3 protein-coding genes, 2 tRNA genes and 4 rRNA genes are annotated in these 13364 nt (G+C 41.6%); 8 read left to right on the top strand and 1 reads right to left on the bottom strand.

Annotated features, from left to right (window positions below):
* Window positions 1–24: 24 nt before the first annotated feature.
* The 8 genes from rrf (FHR29_RS18155) (at window position 25) to FHR29_RS18120 (ending at window position 10360) form a co-directional block, all read left to right on the top strand.
* Window positions 25–136, top strand: a 5S ribosomal RNA gene (gene rrf / locus FHR29_RS18155).
* 1573 nt (window positions 137–1709) lie between these two features.
* Window positions 1710–3239: ribosomal RNA gene (locus tag FHR29_RS18150) — 16S ribosomal RNA — on the top strand.
* Window positions 3240–3360: 121 nt separating this feature from the next.
* A tRNA-Ile gene (locus FHR29_RS18145) sits at window positions 3361–3437 on the top strand.
* Between the two features lie 79 nt (window positions 3438–3516).
* Window positions 3517–3590 (top strand) — tRNA-Ala (locus tag FHR29_RS18140).
* Between the two features lie 223 nt (window positions 3591–3813).
* Window positions 3814–6701, top strand: a 23S ribosomal RNA gene (locus FHR29_RS18135).
* Window positions 6702–6794: 93 nt separating this feature from the next.
* A 5S ribosomal RNA gene (gene rrf / locus FHR29_RS18130) occupies window positions 6795–6906 on the top strand.
* The 16S, 23S and 5S rRNA genes sit together here with 2 tRNA genes alongside, the layout of an rRNA operon.
* A gap of 833 nt (window positions 6907–7739) precedes the next feature.
* Window positions 7740–9149 (top strand): Gfo/Idh/MocA family protein, encoded by a 1410-nt coding sequence (locus tag FHR29_RS18125; RefSeq protein WP_021190651.1) that lies wholly within the window; start codon window positions 7740–7742, stop codon window positions 9147–9149.
* 242 nt (window positions 9150–9391) lie between these two features.
* A complete protein-coding gene (locus FHR29_RS18120) occupies window positions 9392–10360 on the top strand; it encodes a formylglycine-generating enzyme family protein (RefSeq protein WP_132772550.1) in 969 nt (322 codons plus the stop codon).
* A gap of 79 nt (window positions 10361–10439) precedes the next feature.
* On the opposite strand, the gene carB is transcribed toward FHR29_RS18120, so the two are convergent.
* Window positions 10440–13256: a carbamoyl-phosphate synthase large subunit gene (gene carB / locus FHR29_RS18115; RefSeq protein WP_132772548.1), complete on the bottom strand. Its 2817-nt coding sequence runs from the start codon at window positions 13254–13256 to the stop codon at window positions 10440–10442.
* Window positions 13257–13364 lie beyond the last annotated feature (108 nt).

Raw genomic sequence — 13364 nt, 5'->3', positions numbered from 1 at the left:
GAGCATATATCACATAAAAACATTTTAGGTGCCTATATCGGCGGTGTCTACCTCTTCCCATTCCGAACAGAGAAGTCAAGCCCGCCAGAGCCGATGGTATTGCCGTAACAGGTGGGAGAGTAGGTCGGTGCCTTTTTTTATACAGAAGCCTTTGCTAAACAGCAGAGGATTTTTTGTGTTTATACCTTTTTATGCTGAGAACAGGGCTATTCCTGTTCTTCCGGTAACTTCTGCAGGCCCGTCATGCTCATCATGCTCATCATTTAACCTATTCAGCTTCTACATCCTCTTCCTATCGGACAAGCATAATGGCAGCTTCTGCTTATTCTTCTTTACTTAGTAAAAAGCACTTTTCCCGCCAAATAACTTCTTGTTATTGAACTATTTTCTTTTTTCAGATAGTTGCCTAGAGGATTTGGTGAAAAGATACAGTACCATCCTTGCTTGACAAACTGAATTAATTTTAGAATCATAGAGGACTACTCTGTTTATAAATAAGTTATTAACTGCCTATTGAAAGGAGGATTTAAGTTTTCTAATTTAAATTGTAACCATGATTTAACCAGCTCCTTTAATCATTCGTATAGAGACGTGTGCTTGTAAATTCATCATATTATTTAGTATAATTAGGATGTAACTCACTTTTCTAAGTATAAATGAATTATTTTTTAATGTAAAAAGCTGTTCGATGCTGCCTATTAGATATTGAGATAAAGTGTATTGAACTCATTTTTGTTGCTATTATAACATAATTCTAGAATTTCGTACAGTGAATAACAAGAAAATAATTGAAATCTACATAAAAATAGATATGGAATTGTTGTTATTTTTTAATGAGTTGACAATAATCTATATGCAATAGGCACAAAAATGCGCTGATGATGGGTGGGCGAATTGTATTTTTAACCAGGTATTTTAGACTTGTTGATGCATTAAGAAAGCATTGACATGATATAATACCCGTATAATATGGATATATGCTGTGGAATATGGGAAGAAAATGTATCCTATCACTTCTTTTCAAAAAAGTATTTTGATTTTTTGCAGGAATTTATTTTCTAAATGCAAATTTATGATGAGTAATTGTTGTAAAGTATCATCCTTATAGGAATAAAAAGATAGATACTACGCTAGAATCTTTTATACTGCTTAAGTACATTGAAGACTTCAGATTCGTAATTATTATGATTTTGAAGTCTTCAATGTAGCTACGCCTACAAATGAATCATCCAATGTTACAGTTAGTTAACCTTATTATGGAGAAATAAGCGAAAAAAGATTAGGAAGTGATTATAAAAAGTCCCTATCTTTGCACCACTCCGCAAGGGAGGAACGGCTGATCCGAAAGGGGAGGCACTGAAAAAAGAAGGGTTTAATGAAGATTAAACGCAGAAACAGCAGGAAAACAAAAAAAATAAATTTTCACATTTATTTTGGAGAAACCAAAAAGATTTCTACCTTTGCAGTCCCAACGGAAACGAAGGGAAACAGAAACAAGATCGATACCGGCGCAATGCCGACATCATAAAAGCCGAAGCGAGATGCGGAAGCGACAGAAGTTCTTTAAAAATATAATCATGTAACGTAACGAGTAGTGTTGAGAAACGACGAAAGTTAAAAAAAATCAACCTGTTCAATTTTAGAATTAGAAATTAAAATACAAGACAATTCTATTTATTATAAATAGTCTTGATCTTACACTTCATTTTACAATGGAGAGTTTGATCCTGGCTCAGGATGAACGCTAGCGGCAGGCCTAATACATGCAAGTCGGACGGGATTCAGGGAGTAGCTTGCTACGAACTGATGAGAGTGGCGCACGGGTGCGTAACGCGTGAGCAACCTACCCATATCAGGGGGATAGCCTCTCGAAAGAGAGATTAACACCGCATAACATCATTTACCGGCATCGGTTTGTGATCAAATATTTATAGGATATGGATGGGCTCGCGTGACATTAGCTAGTTGGAGAGGTAACGGCTCACCAAGGCTACGATGTCTAGGGGCTCTGAGAGGAGAATCCCCCACACTGGTACTGAGACACGGACCAGACTCCTACGGGAGGCAGCAGTAAGGAATATTGGTCAATGGAGGCAACTCTGAACCAGCCATGCCGCGTGCAGGATGACTGCCCTATGGGTTGTAAACTGCTTTTGTCAGGGAATAAACCTTTCTACGTGTAGGAAGCTGAATGTACCTGAAGAATAAGGATCGGCTAACTCCGTGCCAGCAGCCGCGGTAATACGGAGGATCCAAGCGTTATCCGGATTTATTGGGTTTAAAGGGTGCGTAGGCGGTCCTATAAGTCAGTGGTGAAAGACGGCAGCTTAACTGTCGCAGTGCCTTTGATACTGTAGGACTTGAATCTATTTGAAGTGGGCGGAATAAGACAAGTAGCGGTGAAATGCATAGATATGTCTTAGAACTCCGATTGCGAAGGCAGCTCACTAAGTTAGTATTGACGCTGATGCACGAAAGCGTGGGGATCAAACAGGATTAGATACCCTGGTAGTCCACGCCCTAAACGATGATAACTCGATGTTTGCGATACACAGTAAGCGTCCAAGCGAAAGCGTTAAGTTATCCACCTGGGGAGTACGGTCGCAAGATTGAAACTCAAAGGAATTGACGGGGGCCCGCACAAGCGGAGGAGCATGTGGTTTAATTCGATGATACGCGAGGAACCTTACCCGGGCTTGAAAGTTAGTGAATGATCCAGAGACGGATCAGTCCTTCGGGACACGAAACTAGGTGCTGCATGGCTGTCGTCAGCTCGTGCCGTGAGGTGTTGGGTTAAGTCCCGCAACGAGCGCAACCCCTATGTTTAGTTGCCAGCACATTAAGGTGGGGACTCTAAACAGACTGCCAGCGTAAGCTGTGAGGAAGGTGGGGACGACGTCAAGTCATCATGGCCCTTACGTCCGGGGCTACACACGTGCTACAATGGACGGTACAGCGGGCAGCTACATAGCAATATGATGCTAATCTCTAAAAGCCGTTCACAGTTCGGATTGAGGTCTGCAACTCGACCTCATGAAGTTGGATTCGCTAGTAATCGCGTATCAGCAATGACGCGGTGAATACGTTCCCGGGCCTTGTACACACCGCCCGTCAAGCCATGAAAGTTGGGGGTACCTAAAGCATGTAACCGCAAGGAGCGTGTTAGGGTAAAACCGATAATTGGGGCTAAGTCGTAACAAGGTAGCCGTACCGGAAGGTGCGGCTGGAATACCTCCTTTCTAGAGCATTCGGAATTGAAGCTCGTTACGGATACACATGATTTATATAAGAAACAAAAACATTTGAAGAAATGTGCCCATCCCTGAAAATGGATGGTCCAGAGAGATAGAATGATAAGCTAGTCCCGTAGCTCAGTTGGTTAGAGCACTACACTGATAATGTAGGGGTCAGCAGTTCAAATCTGCTCGGGACTACCATCTAGATGTGAGATGACAGACATGAGATCTGAGACGTAAAGTCTACTTTCTCTGTTCCTGAATCTATAATCTACACCACGGGGAATTAGCTCAGCTGGCTAGAGCACCTGCCTTGCACGCAGGGGGTCATCGGTTCGACTCCGATATTCTCCACACGTATGCCCGGACACTAAGATATTGTGTTCACGATAAGGCTACAAAGAGTTCTTTGACATATTGAAAGAAAAAAAATTACAAGAGAAGACAACAGTAGAGACAATACTGTGATGTGCTTGATGTATTATGAAGACCCTCGGTCAAGGCCGAACGGATTAATGCGTAGCATCACGGTTATATATCAAAAAGCAACCCATAGTAGCAAAAGGGCTATGAGGTGAAGAAAGTAAATAAGGGCACACGGGGGATGCCTAGGCTCTCAGAGGCGATGAAGGACGTGATAAGCTGCGATAAGCTTCGGGGATTAGCAAATGTGAGTTTGATCCGAAGATTTCCGAATGGGGCAACCTAGCATACTGAAGGTATGTTGTAAAATACGCGAACGCGCTGAACTGAAACATCTAAGTAGGCGTAGGAGAAGAAAATAATAATGATTTCCCAAGTAGTGGCGAGCGAACGGGAAAGAGCCCAAACCAATAATGTTACGGCATTGTTGGGGTTGTAGGGCTGCGATGTGGCATTAGCAAACAGAAGTGGAATGGGATGGGAAGCCCAGCGATACACGGTGATAGCCCTGTACACGTATAGAATGCTAGCCTAGCAGTACCCTGAGTACCGCGGGGTCGGAGACGCCCTGTGGGAATCTGTCAGCACCATCTGATAAGGCTAAATACTCCTGAGAGACCGATAGTGAACTAGTACCGTGAGGGAAAGGTGAAAAGAACCTCGAACAGAGGAGTGAAAAGAACCTGAAACCGTGTGCTTACAAGCGGTCGGAGCTGGCAGGTCCAGTGACGGCGTGCCTTTTGCATAATGAGCCTACGAGTTACTCTTGTCTGGCAAGGTTAAGTGGTTCAGCCACGCAGCCGAAGCGAAAGCGAGTCTTAATAGGGCGCATAGTCAGATGAGGTAGACGCGAAACCTTGTGATCTACCCTTGGGCAGGTTGAAGTTGCAGTAACATGTAATGGAGGACCGAACCGATAAACGTTGAAAAGTTTCCGGATGACCTGAGGGTAGGGGTGAAAGGCTAATCAAACTGGGAAATAGCTCGTACTCCCCGAAATGTTTTTAGGAACAGCGTCGGCATGGAGTCTTATAGAGGTAGAGCTACCGATTGGGTGCGGGGGAGTCAAATCCTACCAAATCCAGACGAACTCCGAATGCTATAAGATATGGCCGGCAGTGAGGCTTTGGGTGCTAAGGTCCAAGGCCGAGAGGGAAAGAACCCAGACCATCAGCTAAGGTCCCTAAATATACGCTAAGTTGAACTAACGAGGTCCGACTGCACAGACAGCTAGGATGTTGGCTTGGAAGCAGCCATTCATTTAAAGAGTGCGTAACAGCTCACTAGTCGAGCGGTCGGGCGTGGATAATAAACGGGCATCAAGTGTATTACCGAAGCTATGGATTCATGCATTTAGTGCATGTCTGGTAGGGGAGCATTCTATTTACGGAGAAGCGGTCTGGTAATGGGCCGTGGAGTTGATAGAAAAGCAAATGTAGGCATAAGTAACGATAAGGCGGGTGAGAAACCCGCCCACCGAAAGACTAAGGTTTCCTGATCAACGCTAATCGGATCAGGGTTAGTCGGGGCCTAAGGCGCATCCGAAGGGAGTAAGCCGATGGACAACTGGTTAATATTCCAGTACTTTTTATAACTGCGATGTGGTGACGGAGTAGTGACACTGCCGCGAACTGACGGAATAGTTCGTTAAAAGGCGTAGGTATAGGGACGGTAGGCAAATCCGCCGACCCTGCTGAAACCCAATAGTACAGCAAAGCTTCGGCGGCGCTGATAGAGCAGGTAAACAGACTTCCAAGAAAACCCGCTAAGCTTCAGGTTATAAAAACCCGTACCGTAAACCGACACAGGTAGTCGAGGAGAGAATCCTAAGGTGCTCGAGTGAATCATGGCTAAGGAACTCGGCAAAATGGCCCTGTAACTTCGGGAGAAGGGGCGCTTCCTCCAGCGATGGAGAAGCCGCAGTGAAAAGGCCCAGGCGACTGTTTAACAAAAACATATGGCTTTGCAAAATCGAAAGATGAAGTATAAGGCCTGACACCTGCCCGGTGCTGGAAGGTTAAGAGGGGATGTCATCGCAAGAGAAGCATTGAATCGAAGCCCCAGTAAACGGCGGCCGTAACTATAACGGTCCTAAGGTAGCGAAATTCCTTGTCGGGTAAGTTCCGACCTGCACGAATGGTGTAACGATCTGGGCGCTGTCTCAGCCATGAGCTCGGTGAAATTGTGGTATCGGTGAAGACGCCGATTACCCGCAACGGGACGGAAAGACCCCATGCACCTTCACTATAGCTTAACATTGAAATTGGGTACAGGATGTGTAGGATAGGCGGGAGATGTTGAAGTGGCTTCGCCAGGAGTCATGGAATCAACCTTGAAATACCGCCCTTTCTGTATTCGGTTTCTAACTCGATCATGTCGAGGACATTGTTTGGTGGGTAGTTTGACTGGGGTGGTCGCCTCCAAAAAGGTAACGGAGGCTTTCAAAGGTAAGCTCAGTACGCTTGGTAACCGTACGAGGAGTGCAATGGCATAAGCTTGCTTGACTGTGAGACCAACAAGTCGAACAGGGTCGAAAGACGGACATAGTGATCCGGTGGTTCTGTATGGAAGGGCCATCGCTCAAAGGATAAAAGGTACGCTGGGGATAACAGGCTGATCTCCCCCAAGAGCTCATATCGACGGGGAGGTTTGGCACCTCGATGTCGGCTCGTCACATCCTGGGGCTGGAGAAGGTCCCAAGGGTTGGGCTGTTCGCCCATTAAAGTGGCACGCGAGCTGGGTTCAGAACGTCGCGAGACAGTTCGGTCCCTATCTGTTGTGGGCGTTGGAAGTTTGAGTGGATCTGTCCTTAGTACGAGAGGACCGGGATGGACTGACCGCTGGTAAACCAGTTATGCCGCCAGGTGTACGGCTGGGTAGCTACGTCGGGAATAGATAAGCGCTGAAAGCATCTAAGTGCGAAACTAGCCACGAGATGAGACTTCCTTATAGGGCCGTAGTAGACTACTACGTTGATAGGTTGCAGGTGTAAAGGTAGAAATACCATAGCTGAGCAATACTAATCACCCGAAGCTTTCTCAAGCAACGCAAACACTGTTGTCTTCCTCTTTTAGTTTTTCTTTCAATTGTCTATAGATAATGCTTTTTATAGAGCATATATCACATAAAAACATTTTAGGTGCCTATATCGGCGGTGTCTACCTCTTCCCATTCCGAACAGAGAAGTCAAGCCCGCCAGAGCCGATGGTATTGCCGTAACAGGTGGGAGAGTAGGTCGGTGCCTTTTTTTATACAGAAGCCTTTGCTATACAGCAGAGGCTTTTTTGTGTTTATACCTTTTTATGCTGAGAACAGGGCTATTCCTGTTCTTCCGGTAGCTTCTGCAGGCCCTTCATGCTCATCATTTAACCTATTCGGCTTCTATATCCTCTTCCTATCGGACAAGCATAATGGCAGCTTCTGCTTTTATGCTATACATACCCATGCTTATAACCCCATTAGTTTCAGAATCCATAATTACTTATTGATTGCTCCTCATAGTGGCATTAGATTCTCTTAATATGTTGATTGATTCTTCAACATATTACTAGGATTGTGTTCAGTTTGATAACACATTATTATTTCATAGTATATTTTAATAATTCATAAGATATGCTAACGAGCTCTTCAGATTGATGTTTATTAATCCAAAAGAAGGACTTCAGAAATGATTTTTATTTTAATAACAGATACATGTCTCTGCGTTTCATGATAAGAGAATTCAGGATGCTATAAATTATAATTCAGAAGTTTCTTCATTTAATTATGAACAAGATTATTAGATGTAACTAATTGGTTACTAGAATTTGAGAAATATCTGAATGCTGGATGTCACTTTGCAAACGGTTGTTTATTTTAAGCAAACGATTGCTTTGTTTTTTTATTTTTAATTACCGATTTTCTAGTGTATTCTTGTTATAGAAAAGGTCTACGGCTGATTCTATAACTAATTATTGAACGACTGTTATCATTAAGTTTGATAATCATTTCAAAGACTGTTTAGTTTGTTTTAAAATAGGTGATTTTAGAGGGGCTTTCTATGGCCCCTTTAATTTTGTATGTAAATTAATCTATCAAAATATGAATTCTAATAGAAGAGATTTCTTAAAGAAAGCGGGTATCTTATCATCTGTAGCGGTGACATTACCAACTTTAAATTCCAATGTATTGGCTGCAACAAAATTCAACATGTCCGGTCATGCGGCCCCTAAGATTGATAAAGTGCGTGCAGCAGTTATTGGTTTAGGAATGCGTGGTCCTGGTGCTGTGGATCGTTTGTCTTACATTGATGGTGTTGAGATCGTTGCGTTATGTGATAAACATGCAGACCGTGTAGAACGGGCTCAAGGTATCCTGCGTAAGAAATCGCTGAAAGATGCAAAATCTTATTCTGGTGAAGACGGATGGAAAGACATGCTGAAAAATGAGAAATTGGATTTAGTTTATATCTGTTCTCCATGGGACTATCATACTCCCATGAGTATCGGCGCAATGAAAGCTGGTGCGCATGTTGCGTGTGAAGTGCCGATTGCCTTAACTCTTAAAGACTGTTGGGAAGTGGTTCGCGTATCAGAAGAAACGAAAAAACATTGTATGATGTTGGAGAACTGTTGCTATGATTTCTTTGAAATGCTAACATTAAACATGACGCGTCAAGGTCTATTTGGTGAGCTGTTACATGGCGAAGGAGCATATATTCACGATTTATTGGACTTAAATTTTGCGAAAAATGGTTACGATAATATGTGGAGATTGCGTGAAAATATTAAGTTAAATGGTAACTTATATCCAACACATGGTTTAGGTCCGGTTGCGCAATGTATGAATATAAACCGTGGTGATAAAATGAATCATTTAGTTGCTATGTCTACAAATGATTTCCAAATGGGCGCTAAAGCGAAAGAATTGGCAGCAAAAGATTCTTTTTATCAAGAATTTGTTGGTAAGAACTTCCGTGGTAATATGAATACAACTTTAATCCGTACAGAATTGGGTAAGACAATTATGTTGCAACATGATGTGACTTCGCCAAGACCATATTCTAGATTACATACATTAAGCGGTACAAAAGGTTATGCGCAGAAATATCCTGATGAAAATATTGCGTTTGGACATGAATTTATCTCCAAAGATAAAATGAAAGAACTGTATGCTAAATATACACCTGAACTAGTGAAATTTATTGGTGAGCAGGCAAAACAGGTAGGTGGTCATGGTGGAATGGATTTCATGATGGACTGGAGATTAATAGATTGTTTGCGCAATGGTTTACCATTGGATCAAGATGTTTATGATGCAGCTTCTTGGAGTTGTATCGTTCCTTTAAGTTTTGATTCTGTAAAAAACAACTCTAGAACGGTCAATATTCCTGATTTTACTAAAGGTGCATGGAAAACGAATAAGCCTGTAGATATCACTTTAAATGGTGGTGGTACAACGAAAATACGTTCAAAAGAAGGTAAAGTAAGCGGTGTTCAATTAGACGTATAATCTTTTTGTTAACTATTAGAAAGGGAGAGCGGTTATTGTTCTCCCTTTTTTATTGACGATCGTTTCACTTCTTGTTTAAAAATATCTAAATTGTAACTTTATTTGTTATCGACCGACCTATGTACAGGAATATATTCTTTTGTGTCCCATGTTTTGTCTTATTGACTTCATGCTTCAGTAACAGTAAGCCGAAAGGTAATACTGCCGATCTCTTTGTTTCGCAGGATTCTTCCCGCTGTTATATGGCAACAAATATTCCCTCTCGATTCTCGAATTTAGATACTGCGCATCATATTGTTGAAGGGGCTGGTATTGATCAAGTTAAAATGGTCAAGGTTACAGGTGGATATTTTATGATGGGTTCGGATCAGTTTGTTGATGCTAAACCAGTTCATGAAGTTAAAATCAATGATTTTTTAATTGATGAACATGAAGTAACAAATGGTCAATTTGAAGCATTTGTAAAAGCGACCGGTTATGTAACTGTGGCTGAAAGACCGTTAGATCCAAAGGAATTTCCAGGTGTAGATCCGGCGATGTTAAAGCCAGGTTCTGCTATTTTTTCACCACCAAAAGAGGTTCAAGGTTTAACCAATCATCTGCAGTGGTGGTCTTATGTCGTAGGGGCTAATTGGAAGCATCCTGAAGGTCCAAATACCAGTATTGAGGGTAAAGAGGACTTTCCTGTTGTACACATTGCTTATCAAGATGCTGAAGCCTATGCAAAGTGGGCAGGAAAACGTTTACCAACAGAAGCCGAATGGGAATACGCAGCACGTGCTCGTACATCAAATCCGATGACCTATTATTGGGGAAATGAATTGTTGGATAATGATCGTTATTTGGCTAATATTTTTCAAGGACAGTTTCCTGTTCTCAATACGAAGTTAGATGGTTACATCGGTACGTCGCCAGTTAAAGCTTTTCCTGCAAATTCAATCGGTCTGTATGATATGGAAGGGAATGTTTGGGAATGGTGCGCTGACTTTTATCGTCCTGATTATTATGCAAAAAGTACTGCCGATAATCCTAAAGGTCCAACTGATGCATATGATCCCGATGAACCGGGGGCTGTAAAACGAGTACAACGGGGTGGATCGTTTCTCTGCAATGATCAATATTGTGAGCGTTATAAAGCAGGTAGCCGGGGAAAGGGTGAGATTAATAGTCCGACAAACAATGTAGGATTTAGATGCGTTAAAGACATTTAACTCGTGAACAAATATGATCCTATAAAAAAAGCCTTCTTAAATAAATAAGAAGGCTTTTTTATGCAATAAGAGTTTAAGCTTATTTCGATAAGAACATCGATTTTTTAGCAACTAAATCTCTAAAGTAAGGGTCATTTAAATCTTTGATGAAACGGATAGCTTCACCTGTAGACTTCATTTCTGGACCTAACTGTTTATCAACTTCAGGGAATTTAGAGAACGAGAATACAGGTTCTTTGATTGCCCAACCTTGTAATTTGCGCTCGATTTTGAAATCTTTCAATTTGTTTACGCCTAACATGATTTTTGTTGCGATGTTGATGTAAGGTACATCGTATGCTTTAGCGATAAAAGGAACTGTACGAGATGCACGTGGGTTTGCTTCGATTACATATACATTTTCACCTTTCACGGCGAATTGAATATTTAATAGCCCTCTTACATCTAATGCTTTCGCTAATTTGATCGAATACTCTGCCATTTTATCTTGTACAGCTTGTGATAAGCTAAATGGAGGTAGTACTGCGTAAGAGTCACCAGAGTGGATACCTGCAGGTTCGATGTGTTCCATCATACCAATGATGTGTACATCTTCACCATCACAGATGGAATCAGATTCTGCTTCTTCAGCACGATCCAAGAAGTGGTCAATTAGGACACGGTTTCCAGGAAGGTTTTTCAATAAGTTAACAACTGCTTTCTCTAAGTCATCATCGTTGATCACGATGCTCATTCCTTGACCACCTAGTACATATGATGGACGAACAAGAACTGGATATCCAACTTCGTTCGCAACTTTGATTGCTTCTTCTGCCGACTCAGCTACACCATACTTAGGATAAGGAATATCCAAAGATTTCAATAGATCTGAGAAACGACCGCGATCTTCAGCTAAATCCATATTTTGGAAATCTGTTCCGATGATCTTAACACCAAGTGCTTCTAATTGATCAGCCATTTTAAGAGCTGTCTGACCACCTAATTGAACGATAACACCTACTGGTTTCTCTAATTCAATAATTTCGCGAACATGTTCCCAGAATACTGGCTCAAAGTATAATTTATCAGCCATGTTGAAGTCCGTTGAAACTGTCTCTGGGTTACAGTTAACCATGATTGCTTCGAATCCTGCTTCTTTAGCGGCTAATAAACCGTGTACACAAGAGTAATCAAATTCGATACCTTGACCGATACGGTTAGGACCTGAGCCTAATACAACGATTTTTTTCTTATCAGAAGCTACTGATTCGTTTTCTTCTTCAAAAGTAGAGTAGTAGTATGGTGTTTGCGCAGGGAATTCCGCAGCACAAGTATCAACCATTTTGTAAACACGGCTAATGCCTAATGCCTTACGACGGTCATATACTTCATCTTCCGTTACATTTCCTAATAACCAAGAGATTTGGATATCTGAATAACCTTTTTGTTTCAAGGTCATGAAGAAGTCTTTTGGAATATTGTTCAATTGGTAGCGGCGAAGTTCTGTTTCTAAGGCTACTAACTCTTGAATTTGTACTAAGTACCATTTATCGATACGTGTTGCTTTGCGGATAGATTCCAATGGAACACCCAATTCAAACGCATCTTTGATATGAAACAGACGATCACCACTTGGATGCTCAAGGCTATGCATGATTTCTTCTAAATTGCGTAATTGACGACCATCAGCTCCTAAACCTGCGCGGTTTGTTTCTAATGATTGACATGCTTTTTGAAGTGCTTCGATAAAAGTACGGCCGATTGCCATTACTTCACCTACCGCTTTCATCTGCAAACCTAATTCTGTATTTGCTCCTTTGAATTTATCAAAGTTGAAACGAGGTACTTTTACGATTACATAATCTAAAGTTGGCTCGAAGTAAGCTGACGTAGTTTTTGTGATTTGGTTTTGTAATTCATCCAAATTGTAACCAATCGCTAATTTAGCAGCAATTTTTGCAATGGGGTAACCCGTTGCTTTAGATGCTAATGCTGAAGAGCGAGATACACGAGGGTTGATTTCGATTGCGATGATGTCTTCATCCTCCGGATTAACAGAGAACTGTACGTTACAACCTCCTGCAAAGTTACCAATAGAACGCATCATCAGGATTGCTTGATTACGCATGTCTTGGTAGCATTTGTCGGATAAAGTCATCCCTGGAGCAACCGTGATTGAGTCACCTGTATGGATTCCCATCGGATCAAAGTTCTCAATAGTACAGATGATAATTACGTTATCATTGGTATCACGTAATAACTCTAATTCGAATTCTTTCCAGCCTAATACTGCTTTTTCAACTAATACTTCGTGAGTAGGAGAAGCACTTAAACCTCTACTAAGAGCTGCGTCGAATTCATCTTTCGAGTGTACAAATCCGCCACCAGTACCAGCTAAGGTATAAGAAGGACGAATCACTAATGGATAACCAATTTCTTGCGCTGCTTCTTTACCTTCTAAGAAAGAGTTAGCGATTTTCGAAGGTGCTACACCTACACCGATATCAATCATTAATTGACGGAACTCTTCACGGTTTTCTGTTTTTTCAATTGCAGCAACATCAACACCGATAACTTTAACGTCGTATTTTTCCCATAGTCCGATGTTTGAAGCTTCGATACATAAGTTTAACGCTGTTTGGCCACCCATAGTAGGTAGAACGGCGTCAATCTTTTGTTCTTTAAGAATTTCTTCAATACTTTCTACAGTTAAAGGAAGTAAATAAACGTGGTCTGCAATGACTTTATCAGTCATAATCGTTGCAGGGTTCGAGTTGATGATGGAAACTTCAATGCCTTCTTCTTTTAGAGAAAGGGCTGCTTGAGATCCCGAATAATCAAATTCACAGGCTTGACCAATTACAATTGGACCTGATCCAATGATTAAAACCGATTTAATGGAGGTGTTTCTTGGCATTATATCTAGTTCAAAAAATAAAATTTCAAAGTATGAACAAAGACAATCAAAAATGCGCTTCGAGAAGGGTATATTCCGACCGCTTTGTCGGAGTGCAAAATTACATTA

It is taken from the genome of Sphingobacterium sp. JUb56 (assembly GCF_014191365.1).
GTDB classification, from domain to species: Bacteria; Bacteroidota; Bacteroidia; order Sphingobacteriales; family Sphingobacteriaceae; genus Sphingobacterium; species Sphingobacterium anhuiense.
Note: the sequence above shows the minus strand (reverse complement) of the source record. Positions and strands in the feature narration are given on the sequence as shown.

Bases quoted from the DNA above. Each gene is read 5' to 3' on its own strand.
- FHR29_RS18125 (WP_021190651.1), top strand. From the start codon at position 7,740: ATGAATTCTAATAGAAGAGATTTCTTAAAGAAAGCGGGTATCTTATCA.
- carB (WP_132772548.1), bottom strand. From the start codon at position 13,256: ATGCCAAGAAACACCTCCATTAAATCGGTTTTAATCATTGGATCAGGT.
- FHR29_RS18120 (WP_132772550.1), top strand. From the start codon at position 9,392: ATGGCAACAAATATTCCCTCTCGATTCTCGAATTTAGATACTGCGCAT.